16 protein-coding genes are annotated in these 20,326 nt (G+C 73.7%); 7 read left to right on the top strand and 9 right to left on the bottom strand.

Features of this window, described 5'->3' with window-relative positions; translation table 11 throughout:
* Positions 1–25: 25 nt before the first annotated feature.
* Positions 26–1,438, top strand: coding sequence for a polyprenol phosphomannose-dependent alpha 1,6 mannosyltransferase MptB (mptB, locus tag MICAU_RS23025; RefSeq protein ID WP_013287752.1), 1,413 nt, complete (start codon positions 26–28; stop codon positions 1,436–1,438).
* Between the two features lie 11 nt (positions 1,439–1,449).
* Positions 1,450–2,931: a polyprenol phosphomannose-dependent alpha 1,6 mannosyltransferase MptB gene (gene mptB / locus MICAU_RS23020; protein ID WP_013287751.1), complete on the top strand. Its 1,482-nt coding sequence runs from the start codon at positions 1,450–1,452 to the stop codon at positions 2,929–2,931.
* Here mptB (MICAU_RS23020) and MICAU_RS23015 read toward each other — a convergent pair.
* Positions 2,921–3,460 carry an ATP-binding protein gene (locus MICAU_RS23015; protein WP_013287750.1) on the bottom strand — a complete coding sequence of 180 codons (540 nt, stop codon included), beginning with the start codon at positions 3,458–3,460 and terminating at the stop codon, positions 2,921–2,923. The genes mptB (MICAU_RS23020) and MICAU_RS23015 overlap by 11 nt on opposite strands.
* Before the next feature lie 164 nt (positions 3,461–3,624).
* Complete coding sequence (gene glnA, locus MICAU_RS23010; protein ID WP_013287749.1) at positions 3,625–5,049, bottom strand: type I glutamate--ammonia ligase; 1,425 nt, start codon at positions 5,047–5,049, stop codon at positions 3,625–3,627.
* Between the two features lie 129 nt (positions 5,050–5,178).
* On the opposite strand from glnA, the gene MICAU_RS23005 reads away from it, so the two are divergent.
* Positions 5,179–5,634, top strand: a complete 456-nt coding sequence (locus tag MICAU_RS23005; RefSeq protein ID WP_013287748.1) for an RDD family protein — start codon at positions 5,179–5,181, stop codon at positions 5,632–5,634.
* Positions 5,635–5,695: 61 nt separating this feature from the next.
* On the opposite strand, the gene MICAU_RS23000 is transcribed toward MICAU_RS23005, so the two are convergent.
* On the bottom strand, positions 5,696–6,385 hold the full coding sequence (locus MICAU_RS23000; RefSeq protein ID WP_013287747.1) for a DUF4191 domain-containing protein: 690 nt from the start codon (positions 6,383–6,385) through the stop codon (positions 5,696–5,698).
* A gap of 213 nt (positions 6,386–6,598) precedes the next feature.
* On the opposite strand from MICAU_RS23000, the gene MICAU_RS32755 reads away from it, so the two are divergent.
* Together MICAU_RS32755 and MICAU_RS22995 are read left to right on the top strand one after the other, a co-directional pair.
* Positions 6,599–6,769: a hypothetical protein gene (locus tag MICAU_RS32755; protein ID WP_013287746.1), complete on the top strand. Its 171-nt coding sequence runs from the start codon at positions 6,599–6,601 to the stop codon at positions 6,767–6,769.
* A gap of 212 nt (positions 6,770–6,981) precedes the next feature.
* Positions 6,982–9,906: an ATP-binding protein gene (locus MICAU_RS22995; protein WP_244879656.1), complete on the top strand. Its 2,925-nt coding sequence runs from the start codon at positions 6,982–6,984 to the stop codon at positions 9,904–9,906.
* A gap of 144 nt (positions 9,907–10,050) precedes the next feature.
* Here MICAU_RS22995 and MICAU_RS22990 read toward each other — a convergent pair whose 3' ends face one another.
* Both MICAU_RS22990 and lipA read right to left on the bottom strand, forming a co-directional pair.
* Positions 10,051–11,781, bottom strand: a complete 1,731-nt coding sequence (locus tag MICAU_RS22990; RefSeq protein ID WP_167545744.1) for a DUF423 domain-containing protein — start codon at positions 11,779–11,781, stop codon at positions 10,051–10,053.
* 60 nt (positions 11,782–11,841) lie between these two features.
* Entirely contained in the window at positions 11,842–12,831 is a 990-nt protein-coding gene (gene lipA, locus MICAU_RS22985; RefSeq protein WP_013287743.1) for a lipoyl synthase, read from the bottom strand.
* Between the two features lie 412 nt (positions 12,832–13,243).
* On the opposite strand from lipA, the gene aspS reads away from it, so the two are divergent.
* Positions 13,244–14,530: an aspartate--tRNA(Asn) ligase gene (gene aspS, locus MICAU_RS22980; RefSeq protein WP_013287742.1), complete on the top strand. Its 1,287-nt coding sequence runs from the start codon at positions 13,244–13,246 to the stop codon at positions 14,528–14,530.
* 438 nt (positions 14,531–14,968) lie between these two features.
* Here the strand turns inward: aspS and MICAU_RS22975 are convergent, their stop codons facing one another.
* From MICAU_RS22975 to MICAU_RS22965, 3 genes are all read right to left on the bottom strand, one after another.
* A complete protein-coding gene (locus MICAU_RS22975; RefSeq protein WP_013287741.1) occupies positions 14,969–15,361 on the bottom strand; it encodes a VOC family protein in 393 nt (130 codons plus the stop codon).
* A gap of 5 nt (positions 15,362–15,366) precedes the next feature.
* Positions 15,367–16,008: a lipoyl(octanoyl) transferase LipB gene (gene lipB / locus MICAU_RS22970; RefSeq protein ID WP_030273076.1), complete on the bottom strand. Its 642-nt coding sequence runs from the start codon at positions 16,006–16,008 to the stop codon at positions 15,367–15,369.
* 74 nt (positions 16,009–16,082) lie between these two features.
* Complete coding sequence (locus MICAU_RS22965; protein WP_041799085.1) at positions 16,083–17,894, bottom strand: DUF6311 domain-containing protein; 1,812 nt, start codon at positions 17,892–17,894, stop codon at positions 16,083–16,085.
* Between the two features lie 173 nt (positions 17,895–18,067).
* On the opposite strand from MICAU_RS22965, the gene MICAU_RS22960 reads away from it, so the two are divergent.
* Positions 18,068–19,309, top strand: coding sequence for an extracellular catalytic domain type 1 short-chain-length polyhydroxyalkanoate depolymerase (locus MICAU_RS22960; protein ID WP_013287738.1), 1,242 nt, complete (start codon positions 18,068–18,070; stop codon positions 19,307–19,309).
* Positions 19,310–19,337: 28 nt separating this feature from the next.
* Here MICAU_RS22960 and MICAU_RS22955 read toward each other — a convergent pair whose 3' ends face one another.
* A complete protein-coding gene (locus tag MICAU_RS22955; RefSeq protein ID WP_041799084.1) occupies positions 19,338–20,237 on the bottom strand; it encodes a TIGR01777 family oxidoreductase in 900 nt (299 codons plus the stop codon).
* Positions 20,238–20,326 lie beyond the last annotated feature (89 nt).

The following is a 20,326-nucleotide window of genomic DNA, read 5'->3' as shown; positions in this document are numbered from 1 at the left end:
GATCGCGAACCACCGTACTGGCAGCATGTCGGACGTGCCTCACCACCTCTCGCGCTGGATCGGCCTGGCGGGTTCGGTGCTGCTCGCCGTGGCCGCGTTCCTCGGCGGCGCCCTGCCCGACGGCGAGTTGCGTCCCACGCCGCTCAGCATCTGGCAGGGCCCGAACGGGCCGCTGATCATCGGGTTGTGGCTGGTCGGCACCGCGCTGCTGGCGTGGGCCTGGTGGTCGCTGCGGGACCGGGTGCCGTCGTCCCGGTGGGTGCTGGTCACAGTCGCGCTGTGGCTGCTGCCGATGCTGGTCGCGCCGCCGCTGGGCAGCCGGGACGTGTACGCGTACGCGTGCCAGGGCGCCAGCTTCTCGGCCGGGATCAACCCCTACGAGCAGGGCGTCTCAGCGCTGCCCTGCCCCTGGCTGGACACCATCTCCTACATCTGGCGGGACACCCCGGCGCCGTACGGGCCGCTGTTCGTGCTGCTCGCCGGCGCGGTGGTGGAGGCCACCGGCTCGCTGCTCGCCGCCGTCGCGCTGTTCCGGGTACTGGCCGTGGCCGGGGTGGCGCTCACCGCGTGGGCGCTGCCGGTGCTGGCCCGCCGCTGCGGGGTGCCGCCACGGCGGGCGCTCTGGCTGGCGCTGGCGAGCCCGCTGGTGCCCGTGCACCTGGTGTCCGGCGCGCACAACGACGCGCTGATGATCGGCCTGCTCGTGGCCGGGCTGGCCGTGGTGGCCGCCCGGCCGGGCCGGCCCGGACCGCTGCTCGCCGGTGGGGCGTTGCTCGGACTTGCCGCCGCCGTCAAGATCACCGCGCTGGTCGTGATGCCGTTCGCCGCGCTGGCCGCGATCGTCGGGGCGTACCGGATCAGGACGCTGGTGCGCGACGGCGGGTGGGTGGTCGGCGGCTCGCTCGCCGCGCTCGCCGCCGTGACCCTCGCCTCCGGGCTGGGGCTGGGGTTCGTCGGCGGGCTGGAACAGGGCGGGCTGGTGGTGGCCTGGACGTCGCCGCCGACGGCGGTGGGGCAGACCGTCGGCTACCTGCTCGCGCCGTTCGGCGTGCACGTCGATGCACTGCCGGTGACCCGGGCGATCGGCATGGTCGTGCTGGTCGCCGTGCTGATCTGGCTCTGGTTCCGGTCGTTCCGTCGCGGTGAGCCGTTCTGGCACGCCGGGCTGGCGCTGACCGCCACCGTCGCGCTCTCCCCGCTGTTCCACCCCTGGTACTGGCTGTGGCCGCTGGCCGTGCTCGCCGCCACCGCGCACCGCACGCTCTGGTTCTCGATCGTCACAGTGGTGTCGTCGTTCCTGGTGCTGGCCGACGGCACCGGTTTACCCCGGTACACCAAGATGCCCGGTGCGCCCTTGATGACCCTGTTCGTGATCGGGGTGGTCGTGTGGTTGGTACGGTCGGCTCGCAAGGGCCGGCAGCCGGTTCCCGTGGACTGAGGAGTGTGCCGGTGAGCGAGCCCGACGGACCCGTCCGGCCGATCGCCGCCGGTCTCGCCCGCTACGCCGGCCTCGCCGGTGCCGTACTGCTCACCGTCGCCGGATGGCTCGGCGGCGCGCTACCGGGCACACCACCGCGCGGCACGCTCGCCGCGATCTGGGCCGCACCGCACGGGCCGGTGACGCTCGGCTGCTGGCTGGCCGGGACGCTGCTGCTCGTGGGCGCCTGGTGGTCGCTGCGGTGGGGCGCCCCGTCCGGCCGGTGGGCGTACGTGACCGCCGGGCTCTGGTCGCTGCCGCTGCTCGCCGCGCCGCCGATCGGCAGCCGCGACGTCTACTCGTACGCCTGCCAGGGCTGGACGTGGACGCAGGGGCTCAGCCCGTACCGGGTGGGGGTCGCCGCCGCTAACTGCCCGTGGACCGACTCGGTGTCGCCGATCTGGCGGGACACCCCGGCGCCGTACGGGCCGTTCTTCGTGCTGCTGGCCGGGCTCGCAGTCCTCGCCGGTGGCGGCCTGATCGGGACGGTCGTGGCGCTGCGGCTGGTCGCGGTGGCCGGGGTGCTGCTGGCCGCGCTCTGCCTGCCCGGCCTGGCCCGCGCCGCCGGGGTGCCCACCCGCCGCGCCGCCTGGCTGGTGCTCGCGTGCCCGCTGGTCGGGATCCACCTGGTGGCGGGCGCGCACAACGACGCGCTCGCGCTCGGGCTGCTCCTGCTCGGCCTGCTGGTGCTGGTCCGCCTGCCGGGCAAGCCGCGCGCGCTGCTGGTGGCCGGGGTGCTGCTCGGCCTGGCCGTGGCGGTGAAGGCGGTCGCCGTCGTGGCGCTGCCGTTCGCGGCGCTCGCCGCCGTGCTCGGCCGCTACACCTGGCGGGCGCTGCTGCGCGACGGCGGGCAGCTGGCCGCCTCGGTGCTCGGCACGCTGCTGGTCGTGTCGCTCGCCACCGGCCTCGGGCTGGGCTGGGTGGAGGGGCTCGGCCACAGCGGCGACTCGCAGCAGTGGACCTCCCCGCCCACAGCCGTCGGCTTCGTCATCGACTACGGCGGTGAGCTGGCCGGCCTACGACCGCAGGCGGTGCCGGTGACCCGGGGGGTCGCGCTGGTGCTGCTCGCCGGGACGCTCGTCGCCCTGTGGTGGCAGGCGTGGACGGCGCTGCGGCGGCTCAACGACACCCGGCAGCGGGTGGCCCGGCTGACGCTGGCCCGCCCCCGGGTGGCGCTGCTCGGCGCGGGGCTGGCGCTCGCCGCCACGGTGCTGCTCGCCCCGGTCTTCCACCCCTGGTACGCGATCTGGCCGCTGACCCTGCTCGCGGTCGCGGCGGTGCCGCTGGCCCGGCAGGTCTGGTTCGTGGCGCCCTGCGCGGTGGCCTCGGCGCTCACCCTGCCGGACGGATCCAACCTGGCCCGGTTCAGCAAGGCGCCGGGCGCGGTGCTGATGACGGCGCTGGTGGTGGTCGTGGCGGTCGTGTGGACGTTCCCACGCGGTTCTAGGAGATGACGGCAGGCCAGCGGTGCCTGCGCCACTCGTCCCAGGTGGCGAACCCGGCCGGTGGATCGTCGACAGGTTCACTGCCGTCCAGTTCCCCCGGCGTCGGGATGCTCATGACGGCAGCCCACGTGGCGAGTTCCTCGTCGGACATGTGCCAGGTCGTGTGCGGCTCCTCGGCCTGCCGCCGGTCAAGCCGTTGCCGCTGCTCGGCCGGTGTGAGCTGGAAGTAGCGCATCGTCACCGACGCTCCGAGGTCGGCTGCTGCCTGTCGTAGAGCCGAGCGCTCATCTCGGCCCCAGAGGCCGAAGTCGATGACGACGTTGACGCCGAGTTCGAGCGCCCGCAGCGCGATCTCGATGAGCCGTCCCTCGATGACGTCCGAAGCCGACGGCGGGTTCGCCAGCCCGTAGAGGGCCTTCACCCACTCGTCCTTCGTCAGACGAAGGGCCTTCTCCTCGACCTCTATGCGCCGCGCCTCCGTGGTCTTCCCGGTGCCCGGCAGTCCTACGGTCAGGAACAGCGTCGGTCGTGTTGTCATCACTACCCCTACGAGCGGTCGCCTCATCATCGCTGACATCCGGCCATGCCACGATCAGCACGCGACCGCTCGACACGAAACGGCGGCCACGCCGGCTGTGAGCCGGCATGACCGCCGTCCGTCAGGTCGGACCCGATTCGTGCGGGTCGGCGCCTTGATCTACCTCAGCAGTCGAAGTACATCGCGAACTCGTGCGGGGTCGGGCGCAGACGCACCGGGTCGACCTCGTTGGCCCGCTTCCAGTCGACCCAGGTGGAGATCAGGTCCGGCGTGAACACGCCGCCGTCGAGCAGGTAGTCGTGGTCGGCCTCGAGCGCGTTGAGCACCTCCGGCAGCGAACCCGGGACCTGCTTGACGTCGCCCCACTCCTCCGGCGGCAGGTCGTAGAGGTCCTTGTCGATCGGCGCCGGCGGCTCGATCTTGTTCTTGATGCCGTCCAGGCCGGCCATCATCATCGCCGAGAACGCCAGGTACGGGTTGCTGGACGGGTCCGGCACCCGGAACTCGACGCGCTTGGCCTTCGGGTTGCTGCCGGTCACCGGGATGCGGGTGCACGCGGAGCGGTTGCGCTGCGAGTAGACCAGGTTGACCGGCGCCTCGAAGCCCGGCACCAGACGACGGTAGGAGTTCACCGTCGGGTTGGTGAAGGCCAGCAGCGACGGGGCGTGGTGCAGCAGGCCGCCGATGTACCAGCGGGCGGTGTCGGACAGGCCGGCGTAGCCGGTCTCGTCGTAGAACAGCGGCTCGCCGCCACGCCACAGGCTCTGGTGGGTGTGCATGCCGGAGCCGTTGTCACCGAACAGCGGCTTCGGCATGAACGTCGCGGTCTTGCCGGCGGCCCAGGTCTCGTTCTTGACGATGTACTTGAACAGCTGGAGCTGGTCGGCGGCGTGCAGCAGCGTGGAGAACTTGTAGTTGATCTCCGACTGGCCGGCGGTGCCGACCTCGTGGTGCGACCGCTCGACCGTGAAGCCGCCGTCGACGAGGCGCCGCACGATCCGGTCGCGCAGGTCGGCGTAGTGGTCGACCGGGGGCACCGGGAAGTAGCCGCCCTTGTAGGCGGTCTTGTAGCCGCGGTTGCCGCCCTCCTCGATCCGGCCGCTGTTCCAGGCGCCCTCGATCGAGTCGATGTAGTAGAACGACTGGTGTGCCGAGGTCTCGTGGCGGATCGAGTCGAAGATGTAGAACTCCGCCTCGGCGCCGAAGTAGGCGGTGTCGGCGATGCCGCTCGCCGCCAGGTACGCCTCGGCCTTCTTCGCCACGTTGCGCGGGTCGCGGGAGTACGCCTCGCGGGTGAACGGGTCGTGGATGAAGAAGTTGAGCGCGAGCGTCTTCTGGGCCCGGAACGGGTCGATGAAGGCGGTGGCGACGTCCGGCAGCAGGAGCATGTCGGACTCGTGGATGGCCTGGAAGCCGCGGATCGAGGATCCGTCGAAGGCGAGGCCGTCGGTGAAGACGCTGTCGTCGAACGACTCGACCGGCAGGTTGAAGTGCTGCATCACGCCGGGCAGGTCACAGAAACGTACGTCGACGAACTTCACGTCCTCGTTGGCGAGGTATCGCAGGAGTTCCTCGGAATTGGCGAACACACGTCCTCCTGGCAGGTCCACTCCGTTAGCTGGCTACTGGCGACGCTATGGCCGGGGGGTTGCCCGGCCGTGTCTCGTCTGTTTCCGCCGTGTTACGTCGCTTGCGGAGCGTCATCCCGGCACCCTCTGATGCCGAATGTCGTATTTTTCGTCAGGGGTCGCGGCGGCGCTACCCTGGCCGCTGTGACCGATACCGCCGCCACACCGGTGCCGCCCGCCACCGATCCCGCCTTCACCCCGCCCAGCCTCGGCCGCCGCTTCGGCGCCCTGATCATCGACTGGGTGCTGTGCCTGATGGTCGCCCGGGCCTTCTCCGACCCGGTGCGCGACGGCTGGCCGCCGGTCCTGGTGCTGATCCTGGAGTACGGCTTCTTCATCGGCCTGTTCGCTCAGACCCCCGGCATGTACCTGACCCGGCTGCGCTGCGTGTCCTGGGCCGACGGCGGCCGGATCGGGTTGCTCCGCGGACTGCTGCGCGGCTTCCTGCTGGCCCTCGTGGTGCCGGCCCTGCTGATGGACGAGCACCGGCGCGGCCTGCACGACCGGCTCGCCGGGTCCGTCGTCACCGACGCCCCGCGCCGCTGACCCGCACGAGAAAGGAGCCGGCCCCGCACGGGACCGGCTCCTTTCTCGCGTACGCCGGAAGTCAGCGACCCCGGGTCTGCCGGAACGCGCCACGCGCCGGCCGCATGTTCTTCGGGATCGCGCCCTTGGGCATCTGCGGCCGCGCGGTGAGCGCCTTGAGCCGCTTGTCGAGCGCGTTGACGTCCTTGGGGGACAGGGCGCGGGGCAGCCGCATCAGCGTCATCCGCAGCTTGCGGACCGGCAGCTCACCCTCGCCCTGCCCGATCACGTAGTCGTGCAGCGGGGCGGTGCCGATCACCTTCGCCAGGCGGCGCTTCTCCTGGCCGAGCAGGCCGCGTACGCGCTGCGGGTTGCCCTCGGCCAGCAGGATCACACCCTGCCGGCCCACCACCAGGTGCACCATGTCCATCTGGGTGGTGGAGCTGACCGCCGGGGTGACCCGCCAGTCGCCGCGCATGCTCTCCATGATCTGCGCCGCCGCACCCGGCTGCCCCTCGGCGGCGTTCATCATCGCCTTGTTGGAGCGCAAGTTGAGCACGATCAGCACGGCGAGCAGGGCGAGCAGGATGCCGATCGGCAACCAGATCCAGCCCCAGGCGATCACCGCGACCACGGTGAGCGCGAGCGGGATCAGCACCGCCGCCGCGGTCAGCGGCGCGAACCACTTGTCCTGCTTGGCGGTGAACCGGAACACCATCCCGATCTGCTTCAGCCGCTGGCCGAACGAGACCTTCTCCTGGGGCTTTGCCATACCGCAGAGTCTAGTGGTCGGCGCGCACCCCGTTGATCCGTGGCCGCCCCCTGCGCCGTGGGCTGAGTACCTTACCGCCGCGCCGTCCCGAATCGGCCCGCCGGTAAGGAGGCGGGACGGCCGAAGATCAGGCGGCGTACCCATGCCCCGGGGGCACCTTCGCGTGGAGAGTCGATCTCGACAGGGACACACCGCACGACAGGGAGATCCGAGATGTTCGGCAACGACGCAGACCTCATCCTCAGCATCCACCGCAGCCACGCCGCCGAGCTGCAGGCCGACGCGGCCCAGGACCGGCTTGCCCGGTCGCTGCCACGCCGGCACCCGCGCGGCTGGCTCAGCCGCCGCCAGCACAACGCCCGCCCCGCCGACGCCCGCCGGTGACCACACCGGCGGCCGTCGCCGGGCTCGCCGGTGCGGCCGGTGCTGTGGGTCGTGGGGAGTTCGCCGGTCCGGCCGTCCCCGGGAATGTGGGCGCGGCCGGTGCCGTGGGGGAGTTCGCCGGTCCGGCCGTCACGGGGGCGGCCGGACCGGCGGCCTTCCGCCGTCCGATCGGCCCGGTAGGGCCGTCGGAGGGCCGTGGCATGCTCGACGGCGTGACCGTACGCGCCGCCAGCACCGTCCTCGTCGGCCGCCGGCCCGAGCTGGCCGCGCTCGGCGACGCGCTGGCCCGGTCCCGGACCGGCGAGCCGGCGACGGTGCTCGTCGGCGGCGAAGCGGGCGTCGGCAAGACCCGGCTGCTGGAGGAGTTCGGCACGCAGGTGGACGCCGCCGGCGCGCGCCTGCTCGTCGGCCAGTGCCTGGAGCTGGGCGAGGCGGGCCTCCCGTTCGCCCCGTTCGCCGCCGCGCTGCGCGACGTGCTGCGCCACGACGGGCCGGCCGCCTTCGCCGGCTACGAGGCGGAGTTCGCCCGGCTGCTGCCGGAGCTGGCCCGGATGCCCGCAGGCGTCGCCGCGCCCGCCGGGCCGGCCCTCGCCGACACCCCGCGCGGCTACCTGTTCGACCTGGTCGCCGAGCTGTTCCGGCGGATCGCCGAGGAACGCCCGCTGGTGCTGGTGATCGAGGACCTGCACTGGGCCGACCGGTCCACCCGGGATCTGATCGGCTTCCTGGTGCGGGCCGCCCGCGCCACCCGCCTGCTGGTGGTCTGCACGTACCGCACCGACGAGCTGCACCGGGGGCACCCGCTGCGGCCGTTCCTCGCCGAGCTGGACCGGGTCCGCGGCGTGGACCGGATCGAGCTGGGCCGCCTCGACCGCGACGGCACCGCCGCCGTGCTGGCCGACCTGCTCGGCACCGAGCAGGTCGCCCGGACCGTCGACGACGTGCACGAACGCACCCAGGGCAACCCGTTCTTCATCGAGGAGCTGGCCGCCGCCGGTGGCCCGGTCGGCTGCGCGGCCATCCCGGAGACGCTGCGCGACCTGCTGCTGGCCCGCGTCGACCGGCTGCCCGAGCCGGCCCAGCGGGTGCTGCGGATCGCCGCCGCCGGGGGCACCCGGTTCGCCCACCAGCTCCTCGCCGAGGTGGCCGGCCTGCCCGAGGCCGAACTGGAGGACGCGCTGCGCGCCGCCGTCGCCGGTCAGCTCGTGGTGGCCGACCCGGACGGCGACTACGAGTTCCGGCACGCGCTGGTCCGCGAGGCCGTGCACGACGACCTGCTGCCCGGCGAGCACGCGCGGCTGCACGCCCGGTACGCCGCGGCGATCGAGGCTCAGCCGCACCTGGTCGCCGCCGGTCGCGCGCCGGCTGAGATCGCCCACCACTGGTACGCGGCACACGACCACCCGCGCGCGCTCACCGCGGCCCGGGTCGCCGCCGAGGCGGCGGCCGAGCGGTACGCGTACGCCGAGCAGAGCCGGCTGCTGGAGCGCGTCCTCGAACTCTGGGAGCAGGTGCCCGACGCCGCCGACCGGCTCGGCATGGACCACCTGCGGGTGCTGGAGGACACGCTCACCGCGGCGGTGACCGCCGGAGACCTCAGCCGGGCGCTCACGCTCACCCGGGCCGCGCTGGCCGAGGTCGACTCCGACGCCGAACCGCTGCGCGCGGCGCGCCTGCTCGACCACCGGGGCCGGTTGTTCGCGCTGCTCGGCAAGAGCGACGGCGCGGCCGAGCTGCGCGAGGCGTACCGGCTGGCGGCGGGTGCGCCGCACGGCCCGGAACGTCTCGGCGTGCTCGCCGACATCGCGTCGCACCTGATGAAGGTCGACCCTCGGGAGGCCGCCTCGGTCGCCACCGAGGCCGCGGCCGGCGCGTCCGAGGTCGGCACCGACCTGGTGCTGCTGCCCACCCGGATCGCCCTGCTGCACCGCATCGACGGCACGCCGGAGCTGGGGCTGGCCGAGCTGCGCCGGGTGGAGGCGCGGGCCCGGGCGGCCGACGACTCGTGGGCCCTGGTCAGCGCACTGGTCTTCCTCTCCGACGTGCTCTACGAGCTGGGCCGCTACGACGAGTCCGAACAGGCGGCCGCGGCCGGGGTGAGCGAGGCGCGCCGGGTCGGCATCAGCCGCTCGATCGGGGCGTACCTGCTGTCGAACCGGGCCGAGGCACTGATCGCGCTGGGCCGCTGGGACGAGGCGGACGCCACCTGCGCCGAGGCCGCCCGCATCGACCCGCCCGGCGTGTCCGGGCTGCACTGGCTGCAACTGCGCGCCGGGCTCCACCTCGCCCGCGCCCATCCGGGCGCGGACGAGGTCGTCGGGCGGGCGCTGGCGTTCCTCGGCCGCCCGTACCTCTGGCCGAACCACCGGCTGCCGCTGCACGAGCTGCGCGTGGAGGCGGCGCTCGCCGCCGACGACAAGCCCGAGGCGGTACGCGCGGCGCGCGCCGCCCTGGCCGACGCGCACCTGGCCGACCTGCCCCGCGAGGGCTGGCCGGTGCTGAACGCGCTGGCGCGTACCGCCGCGCTGACCGGGGACGCGACGCTCGCCGCCGACGTGTCGGCGGTGGCCGCCGCGCTGCCGGCCCGGCACCCGGCCGAGCACGCCCACGCCGCCCACGTCACCGCGATCCTCGGCGGGACGGCGCCCACCGGTCCCGCCGACGCGCTCGCCGCGTGGCGGGCGACGGTGGCGGCGTGGCGGACGGCCGGGCAGCCGTACCCGCTGGGCCGGGCGCTGCTCGGGCTGGCCGAGGCGGCCGCGGCAGCGGGCGAGCGGGACGAGGTGGCCGCCGCGGTACGGGAGACGGCCGAGCTGGCCGCCCGGCTGGGTGCCACCCCGCTGGGCGAGCAGGCGGCGACGCTTGCCCGCCGGGTCGGGCTGCGCGGCACCGGGCGCCCCGGGCCGGACCTGCTGACCAGCCGGGAGCAGGAGGTGCTGCGGCTGGTCGCCGAGGGGCACAGCAACAGCCGGATCGCCGAGCGCCTGTTCATCTCGCCGAAGACGGCGAGCGTGCACGTCTCCCGGATCATCGCCAAGCTCGACGTGACCAACCGGGTGGAGGCCGCCGCGCTGGCGCACCGCCTCGGCCTGCTCGACCCCCAGCCACCCGTCCCGGCACAGCGCCGCGCCAGGTAGCGCGCCGGACCATCCCGCTTCGCGTCAGGACGCGCCGGGCCGGTCGAGCGTCGGGCCGGTCGAGCGTCGGGCCGGCCGGACGCCGGGCCAGCCGACCGTCACAGCCGAGCGCCGGGCCGGGCCGGTAGCCGTGCCGGGCCTGCGTCAGCGGCGGGGCAGGTAGATCCGCCAGCCGGCCACGGTGACGACGTCGAGCGTCCCCGATTCGGCGCCGACGCGTTCGTCCAGCCGCGCGGCCAGCGGCGAGCCGGCCGGTGCCACCCACGCCGCGTCCGGGTCGGCGGCCACCTCCCGCCGGTACGCGGGCAGCCTGTCGAAACCGGGGGTCAGGTCGTCGTCGACCACGGCGCAGAGCACGTTCTCGCCTGTCGCGTAGGTGAGCCGGTTGCACGTCCAGTAGCCGCCGCGGACGTTCCGCACGTCGAGCGCGCCGAGCGTGTCCACGAGCGACCGGTGCCGGTCCGCCTCGGCGTGCACGCCCGGCGCGGTCCGCGCCACGTCCACAGTGGCCGCCACGCCGGTGCCGAGCACCCCCGCGATAACCGCCAGCGCCCCGACCCCCGCCATCCGGGCCCTCCGCCCAGCCGGCAGCCCGCCCGCCGCCTTGATCGACTCCACTTCGGGGAGATGGCGGTATCCACCCTCCTCCGATGCCGCCACCTCGGCGAGCTGGCGGCGCGCCGTCAGCCGGCGGGCGGCGAACGGGTGAGCAGCGAGCGGGCGGGCGGCCTGCCACAGTGGCCAGAGCAGGGCCGGCACGGCGACCGCCAGGCACGACAGGTAGCGGCTGCTCTCGATCGGCGTCTGCCCGGCCGCGTTGCTCACCGCGTACGCGCCGAGCACACCCGCCGCGCCGCCGAGCAGCGCGAGCCGCACCCCGGCCTGCACCCGCTCCGGTGAGCCCGGCCCGCCCGAGGTACGGCGAAGCGTGTGCCACGCGGTGAACGCGGCGAGCACCAGCAGCACCGGGAAGACGACGGCCCACCAGAGCTGCCAGGTGGCACACCGGCCGGGGGAGCAGAAGCCCATCGCCAGCGGCGGCCCGAGGACCAGCGCGCCGTGCAGCCGGTCCGCCCAGTCGGCCGGTGTGCCCGTGCCACCGGCCGCCAGTACCGCGGTCACCGGGTTGCGGCCGTGCCGGATGCTGTCCACGAGCATCGGCGCCGCGCCCAGCAGCAGTGCGCCGGCCAGCACCACCCCGGCCCGGCCGGCCAGCTCCCGCCACCGGCGGGCTACGAGCAGCGCGCCGAGCGTCAGCACGTACGGCAGGATCAGCGGATCCACCCAGAGCAGCACTCCGGCGACCAGTCCCCAGGCCGCCCAGCGGGGCAGCCGCGCGCCCGCCCCGGTCAGGCAGAGCCCGACCGTCAGCAGCGCCAGCGCGGCACCGGCCGGGTTCAGCTCCGGGTAGCCGCCACCGGCGATCAGCTGGTTCTTCACCACCCGGTCCGCGCCGAGCGCCAGCACGGCGACCACCAGCAGGGCGTACCAGCGGTCACCGCCGAGCCGCCGGGTCAGCCGCCAGGACAGCAGCAGGAACAACGCGTACAGCGCCAGCGTGGGCACCCGCAGCACGAGCACCGACGGTCCGGCCAGCGCGACCAGCGGCGCGGCCAGGTACGCCTCCAGCGTGCCCATGTACGCCTGGCCGTAGAACCACACCGGGAAGCCGTCACCGCGGGCGATGTGCAGGGCGGCCAGCCCCATCGTCGCCTCGTCGCTGTTGGTGGGCGGCGCGTCGGCGAACAGCAGCGCCAGCCGGTAGCCCACACCGGCGAACCCGACGAGCAGGGCGAGCAGAGTGGGAAACGGCAGCCGCCGGGGCGTACGAGGGCGCACGGCTTCGCGTGGCTCCTCGCGTACCCCGGCGGTCATGCCTGTGATCATGGCATCCGGCAGGCGGCCGGCGGCGGGTGACGCGGTGGTCGGCCGGCCTCAGCCGGCGACGGTGACCTCCCGGCGGGCGTCGAGCGCCTGCTGGTAGAGGCGGCCCGCGCGGTACGACGAGCGGACCAGGGGACCGCTCATCACGCCCGCGAAGCCGATCTCCTCGGCCTCCTCGCGCAGCTCGACGAACTCCTCCGGCTTGACCCAGCGGGTCACCGGGTGGTGCCGGGGGGAGGGGCGCAGGTACTGCGTGATGGTGATCAGTTCGCAGCCCGCCTCGTGCAGGTCTCGCAGCGCCTGGGACACCTCGGCGCGCTCCTCGCCCATGCCGAGGATCAGGTTGCTCTTGGTGACCAGGCCGTCGGCCCGCGCCTGGCGGATCACGTCCAGCGAACGCTCGTAGCGGAACGCCGGGCGGATCCGCTTGAAGATGCGCGGCACGGTCTCCACGTTGTGCGCCAGCACCTCGGGCCGCGAGCCGAAGACCTCGGCGAGCTGCTCGGGCACGGCGTTGAAGTCGGGGATCAGCAGCTCGACACCGCAGCCGGACTGAAGCGCGTGGATCTGCCGGACCGTCTCGGCGTAGAGCCAGGCCCCGCCGTCGGGCAGGTCGTCGCGGGCGACACCGGTGATGGTCGCGTAGCGCAGACCCATCGCGGCGACCGACTCGGCGACGCGCCGCGGCTCGTCGGCGTCGAACTCGGCCGGCTTGCCGGTGTCGATCTGGCAGAAGTCGCAGCGCCGGGTGCACTGGTCACCACCGATGAGGAAGGTGGCCTCCCGGTCCTCCCAGCACTCGTAGATGTTGGGGCAGCCGGCTTCCTGGCACACGGTGTGCAGCCCTTCGCGCGAGACGAGCCCGCGCAACTGGGTGTACTCCGGGCCCATCTTGGCCTTGACCTTGATCCACGGCGGCTTGCGCTCGATCGGCGTCTCGGCGTTGCGCGCCTCGATCCGCAGCATCCGCCGCCCCTCCGGGGCGACAGTCGCGGTGCGCGCTGGCTGCTCAGTCGTCGGCGCGGATTGCTCGATCGTCACAAAACCGAGCGTACGCCGGTCGGTGCCGGTCGATGAACGAGGGCGACGGCCGTCACGCCGGAATGGCTGTGACACCGGACACCAGGGGCGAAAAAACCCGGTCACAGCGCGGCGCGTGCGGTGCTAGCGTGCCGGGCAGAGCTGTGACGGAGCCGAGTAACGGGCCGATCCGCCAGTCGAGAGAGCCGCCGGTTGCTGTGAGGCGGCCTGGCGCCGGTCCGTGAAGACCCTCCCGAGCTGCGGGAAGAACGGCGTTTCGCGCCCAGTAGAGCCCGCCCGGCCGGCCCCGGTGAAAAGGCGACGAACGAGGCTCCCGCCCTGGCGGGGGCGAAGGTGTGGTGGCACCGCGAGGTTCCCGCTCGCCCACACCTCCCTGGGGATCGCGTTGCGATTGGTCAAGGAGGTAGTCGTCGTGCAACGCATCCTGTCCACAGAACTCCCCGCCCGTGTGGGCGCCACAGTGCGGCTCGCCGGCTGGGTCCACCGCCGCCGGCTGCTCAAGTCGGTGGCCTTCCTGATCGTCCGGGACGCCGCCGGGCTCGCCCAGGTGGTGGTCGCCGCGCCCGCCGTGCGGGAGCAGGTCGAGGCGCTCACCGAGGAGACTGTCGTCGAGGTCGTCGGCACGGTGGTCGCGAACCCCACCGCGCCCGCCGGGGTCGAGGTCGTCGAGCCGACGGTACGTCCGCTCGGGCCGCCCGCCGTCCCGCCCCCGTTCGACCTGTACCGGCCGGTGCTCACCGCCACCCTGCCCACCCAGCTCGACCACGCGCCGGTCGCGCTGCGGCACCCGGTCCGCTCCGCCGCGCTGCGGATCTCGGCGGCGGCCGTGTCCGGCTTCCGGGCCACGCTCGACGGGCGGGGCTTCGTCGAGGTGCACACGCCGAAGGTGGTCGCCTCGTCCACCGAGAGCGGAGCTAACGTGTTCGCGCTGGACTGGTTCGGGCGGCCGGCCTACCTGGCGCAGTCGCCGCAGTTCTACAAGCAGCTCATGGTCGGCGTCTTCGAGCGGGTGTACGAGGTGGGGCCGGTGTTCCGCGCCGAGCCGCACGACACGGTGCGCCACCTGGCCCAGTACACGTCGCTCGACGTGGAGCTGGGCTTCGTGGCCGACCACCGGGACGTCATGGCGGTGCTGCGGGAGACGCTGGCCGGGATGGTGGCGACGGTCGGCGAGCGGGCCGGTGGCGCGCTGGCGACGCTCGGCGTGACGGTGCCGGAGGTGCCGGCCGAGATCCCGGCGGTGCACTTCACCGACGCGCTGAAGATCGCCGGAGCGCCGGCGGACGAACCCGACCTTGCGCCGGCGCACGAGCGGGCGCTGGGGGAGTGGGCGCTCCGCGAGCACGGCAGCGACTTCCTCTTCGTCACCGGGTACCCGATGGCGAAGCGCCCCTTCTACACCCATCCGGACCCGGCCCGGCCCGCGTACTCCAACGGTTTCGACCTGCTGTTCCGGGGCGTGGAGCTGGTGACCGGCGGGCAGCGGCTGCACCGGCACGCCGACTACCTGGCCGCCCTGGCGGCGCGGGGCGAGCCGGTGGAGCCGTACGCCGGGTACGTGGACGCGTTCCGGCACGGCATGCCGCCGCACGGCGGTTTCGCGATCGGGCTGGAGCGGTTCGTCGCCCGGCTGGCCGGGGCGGCGAACGTCCGGGAGGTGACCGCCTTCCCGCGCGACCTGCACCGCCTCACGCCCTGACGGCGGGGCGCGGGCTCGCCATCGGGACCGTCGGTCTCGCCGCCGCTCTCCGGAATCGGCTCGAATCTGCCACTGAGAGTGACGATAGGTCGCTCGGCCTTGCGGTCACGCTCGGTGAGGGTTGTTTCGGGGTGGTCGAGCTGCCCTCGACGCCAACGCATTGCGCTGAGCTGGGGTTATGGCGGACGGGCCTCGGGAGGGAGGGAAGGGTGTCTGCGCCCTTTGCTCTGCAGCCACTGGCGCAGCGGTTGACCGGGAGTGACCGTTGCGGATCCGGCTGCAGAGCAAAGTCGGCGGGAGGCCACATGCTGCGGGCGCAGCCTTGTTACTCACCGTGACCGACGGCGAGGCGGGGCCTGGGTGGGCGGCGGGCCTGGGCGGGCGGTGGCCCTGGGCGGGCGGCGATCCGGACCGGTCGCACACCGCGCCGCCGAGCGGTCAGGCCGGGCCGAGCAGGTCCCAGGAGTTGCCGGCGATGTCGCGGAAGACCGCGACCCGGCCGTACGGCTCGGTGCGGGGCGGCCGGACGAACTCGACGCCCGCGTCGACCATCCGGCGGTGCACCGCCTCGAAGTCGTCGACCTGGAGGAAGAAGCCCACCCGGCCGTGGGTCTGGTCGCCGACCGCGCCGGCCTGGTGCTCGCCGTCGGCACGGGCCAGCAGCAGGCCGGTGCCGCCGCCCGGCGGGCGTACGACCACCCAGCGCTTGGGCCGGCCGTCGTTCGTCAGCGACGGCTTGTCCTCGGCCAGCTCGAACCCGAGCACCTCGGTGAAGAAGGCGATCGCGGGGTCGTACTCGGTCACGACGAGCGTGACCAGGTCGAGCCGCACGGGGCTCAGACCTGCGTCAACGTCGGCAGGTGCCGCTCGACCACCGGCAGCACGTCGGCGACGGTGATCGGCCGGCCCAGCTCGGCGGTCAGCGAGGTGACCCCGGCGTCGCGGATGCCGCAGGGCACGATCCGGTCGAAGAAGCCCAGGTCGCAGTCGCAGTTGACGGAGAAGCCGTGCAGCGTGACGCCGCGGGCCACCCGGATGCCGATGGCGGCGACCTTGCGGGCCGGGCCCCGGTCGTCCTCCGGCACCCACACGCCGCTGCGTCCCTCGACCCGGCCGGCGGACAGCCCGAACTCGGCGCAGACGTCGATCAGGAGCTGCTCGGTGCGCCGGACGTACGCGACCACGTCGACCGGGTCGGGCAGCCGGACGATCGGGTAGCCGACGAGCTGCCCCGGACCGTGCCAGGTGATCTTCCCGCCGCGGTCCACGTCCACCACCGGGGTGCCGTCCATCGGCCGGTCCCACGGCTCGGTGCGCTTGCCGGCGGTGTAGACGCTGGGGTGCTCCAGCAGCAGCACCGTGTCGCCCTGCTCGCCGGCCACCACCGCCTCGTGCAGCCGACGCTGCTCGTCCCAGGCGGCCTGGTAGTCGAGCAGGCCTGCGCGGACGGCGGTCAGCCCGGAAGTCGTCACGCTCACCCGTCCAGCCTAGTCCCGTCCTCCGGGAACCGGACCCGTGAGCCTCGTCGCCATCGCGGGGGACACGGCGACGGTCAGGCCGGCACCCGCCACAGCCAGACGTCCTCCACCCGCTCGGGCGGGCCGAGCAGCGCGGTGGCGGTGCGCCGCAGCGCCTCCTCGTCGACGTCGAACTTGGCGCCGTGCACCCGGTCCGGCAGCACCACCGCCTGGACCCCCCAGTAGCGCAGGTCCGCCCGGGACTCGCGGATGCTGCCGTCGGTGATGATCGGCACCAGCCCGGTCCGGCCCGCCTGGTCCATCAGCGAGTCGAAGGTGCGCGGCACCGGGCCGATCCGGCCCCGGCCCTCCGGCCCGCCGGGCCCGAGGAAGAAGCCGGACGGGATCCGGAACTCACCCTGCCGGTGGGCGAGCGCGTACGCCTGCCAGCGCTGCCCGTCCGGGTAGACGTCCACGGTCAGCGGCAGCGGCGTCAGCACCCCGTCGGGCGGGACGTAGCGCTGCCAGGCGCCGCTGGTGATGAACTGCGGGATCGGTTCGCGGACGCTGGTCAGCAGCGGCGTGGGCACCAGCGGCAGCAGCGCCGCGGCGAAGCCCAGCGCCCAGGCGAGCCCGCTTACCCGGTGCCGTGGCGGCCGGGCATGCAGCGAGTCGATCGCGTACGCCAGCAGCAGACCGATGACCGGCGCGACCACGAGCGCCAGCCGGGACGGCAACGCCGCGTTGATCACCGGCAGGTTGTCCAGCACCCCGAACGGCAGCGTCTGGTCGAAGCGGCGGCCGTTCCACTTCACAGTCGGGCCCCACGACAGCACCGCGAAGACCACTGCGGTCACCCCGAGCGCCGCGAGGGTGGCCCGGAACGCGCGGTCCGCGCGCCGCCACAGCAGCGCGAAGCAGGCGGCGGCGAGCAGGAGCAGCGGTACGCCGAAGAACGAGTTCTCCTCCGTCGGGTTGGGCGCGAGCGAGGTGCCCCACCCGGCCCAGCCCGCGAGCGACCGGCGCGGGTAGGACCCGTACGCGGCGATGTCCTCGGAGTGGATCAACGGGTCGAACCCGGTGCCGTGGAACCGTTGCGGTCCGAGGAAGTGCAGCCAGAGCGGGTACGCCAGCAGTGCCCCGGCGACGAGCGCTGTCACGCCCAGCCCGGCCGCCATCCGGGGCAGCGCGGCGCGTACCTCGGACCGGCGGGCCGGGTGCAGCGCCCACACCACGAGGAACACGCCGAGCGCCAGCGCGGTGAAGAACAGACCCTCGGCGGCGATCGAGAACGCGACAGCCACCAGCAGGCCGAGCACGATCCCGCCGGTGACCGCCCGGCCCGGACGGCGCAGCCGGAACACGCCCCAGATCAGCAGCGGCACCAGCCAGCCCGCGGTCCAGTTCAGGTGCGCGTTGGCGTGCGACACCATCGCCGGGCAGAAGGCGATGAACAGCGCGCCCACCCCGGCGGCCAGCCGGCTGCGCACCAGGTGCCGGCTGAGCAGCCAGTACCAGGCCACCGCCGTCGCGGCCAGGTTGAGCGTGAGGATCACCAGGAACGTCGCGGGCGGCCCGATCAGGTACGTCAGCGGCGCGAAGACCGCCGCGTACACGGTGATCGAGGTGTTGACCGCGAGGTTCACCCCGTCCGGGACGTTGATCAAGGTGGTGTACAGCGGGTTCTGCCCGTGGGTCAGCGCGTGCCCGCCGAAGGCCAGCAGCCACTCGAACAGCGCCTGGTCGCTGGAGTTGACGGTGATCGCGCGGCTGTTCGGATCCCGCCACATGCCACTCGTCACCCAGAGGGCCAGGGCCAGCGCGGCGAGCGTGACCAGCAGGTCGGCGCGTCGGTCGCGGACGCGCGTCGGCGCCGGGCCGGCGGCCGGGGACGGGGAGGAGGGCACGCAGCGGACGTTACCAACCGGACCTGGGCAGACCGCCCGGACACGGAACTCGCCGCACACTTCGGTGACCGTGAATGTGTGAGCGGCGGCCATTCCGGTGTGACGAAACGCGGCCGTAACGTCTCGGCAACTCGGAGGTGACTCAGTTCACATTCCACGATCGGGAGGTCCCCGTGCCCCGCTCCTCATCCCTCATCGCCCGCGTCGCCGGGGCGGCGGCCGGGGTCGTGCTGGCCGCGGCCACCGCGCTGGTCGCCGCCCTTCCCGCCCAGGCCGCCTCGCTGACCCAGGTCACCGGGTTCGGCTCCAACCCCGGCAACCTGGCCATGTACGCGTACCGCCCGGACGGCCTGCCCACCGGCGCGCCCGCCGTGGTGCTGCTGCACGGCTGCGTGCAGAACGCCTCGACCTACGTCACCAACTCCGGCTGGCAGAAGTACGCCGACCAGTGGAAGTTCACGCTCATCGCGCCGCAGCAGCCCAGCGGCAACAACGCCAACTCCTGCTTCAACTGGTTCGAGACCGGTGACACCGCACGCGGCCAGGGCGAGGCGCTGTCGATCAAGCAGATGGTCGACTACGCCAAGACCACCTACGGCACCGACGGCGCCCGCGTCTACGTCAGCGGCCTCTCCGCCGGTGGCGCGATGAGCGCGGCCATGCTTGCCGCCTACCCCGACGTCTTCGCCGGCGGCTCGATCATCGCCGGCATCCCGTACCGCTGCGCCACCAGCACCGTCACCGCGTTCAGCTGCATGAACCCGGGCGTGGACAAGACCCCGGCGCAGTGGGGCGACCTGGTCCGCGGCGCGTACCCCGGGTACACCGGCAAGCGCCCCCGGGTGGCGATCTGGCACGGCACCAGCGACACCACCGTGGCGACCGCGAACGCCGCCGAGTCGCGGGACCAGTGGACGAACGTGCTGGGCGTGTCGACCACCCCGACCAGCACGTCCACGCTGCCGGCCGGCACGAGCCTGGAGGTCTACGGCACCGACCAGGTCCGCCTCTACCGGGTCTCCGGGATGGGCCACGGCACCCCCGTCGACCCGGGTACGGGCGCGGACCAGTGCGGCACCGCCGGGGCGTACTTCCTGGACACCATCTGTTCGACGTACCGGGACGCGGTCTTCTTCGGGCTCGGCGGTGGCGGCGCCTCGCCGAGCCCGACCCCGACGGCGACTGCGTCACCCACGCCGACGGCCTCGCCCACGCCGACCGCCTCGCCCACGCCGACCAGCGCGCCGGTCTGCGTCACCGCCAGCAACTACGCGCACGTGGTGGCCGGGCGGGCCTACCAGTCCGGCGGGTACGCCTACGCGCTCGGCAGCGGGCAGCGGATGGGCCTCTACAACACCTTCTACACGAGCAGGCTGAAGCAGACCGGGCCCGCGTACTGGGTGATCGGCTGCTGATCCGCCGCGTCGCGCCGCCCTCGGCCGGTCACTCGGAGAGGGCGGCGCGCAGCGCGCCCGCCAGGTCCGGGTGCGCCCAGGAGAAGCCGGCCTTGTCGAGCACGGCGGGCAGCACCCGCGCGCTGGTCAGCGCCTCCTGCGCGAAACCGCCGAGCGCCACCTTCAGCGCCACCGCCGGGATCGGCATGATCGCCGGGCGGTGCAGTTGGCGGGCCAGTTCCTTGGTGAACTCGGCGTTGGTGACCGGCGCCGGGCCGACCACGTTCACCGCGCCGGCGATGCCGTCGCGGTTCAGCAGGAACTTCGCGGCGTCGAGCCAGTCCCGCATCGAGATCCACGGCAGCCACTGCCGCCCGTTGCCCAGCTTGCCGCCGACGCCGAGCCGGAACGGCAGCAACTGCGGCTTGAGCAGGCCGCCGTTGCGGTGCAGCGGCAGTCCGGTACGCAGGCGCACCACCCGTACGCCCGCGTCCTCGGCCGGGCGGGTCGCGGCCTCCCAGACGCGGCAGACGTCGGCGAGGAACCCCTCACCCGCAGGTGCCTCCTCGGTTACCGTCCGGTCGCCGGTGTTGCCGTACCAGCCGACGGCGGAGGAGTTCAGCAGCACCGTCGGACGGTCGGCGGCGGGCAGGCCGGCGATCGTGATGGCGAGCGTGGTGGTGCTGTCCACCCGGCTGGTCCGGATCACCTTCCGGTACTCGTCGTTCCAGCGCTTGTCGCCCACCCCGGCGCCGGCCAGGTTCACCACCACGTCGGCGTCGGCGACACACTGCGGGTCCATCTGTGCGGCGGAGGGGTTCCACTGCCGTTCGACGGGTGTGCGTGGCGGGCGGCGGACCAGGCGGGTGACCTGGTGGCCGTCCGCGGTGAGGCAGTCGACCAGTCGGGTGCCGAGGAAACCGGACGCGCCGGCCATGAGGATCCGCATGCTCACATCTTCGAGTACGCGGCGCGATTCGGATGCGTTGAGCGAAATCACTCACTCGTCACGCCCACCGGTTGCGTACCGGCGCCGCC

This window comes from Micromonospora aurantiaca ATCC 27029, assembly GCF_000145235.1.
GTDB classification, from domain to species: domain Bacteria; phylum Actinomycetota; class Actinomycetes; order Mycobacteriales; family Micromonosporaceae; genus Micromonospora; species Micromonospora aurantiaca.
Note: the sequence above shows the minus strand (reverse complement) of the source record. Positions and strands in the feature narration are given on the sequence as shown.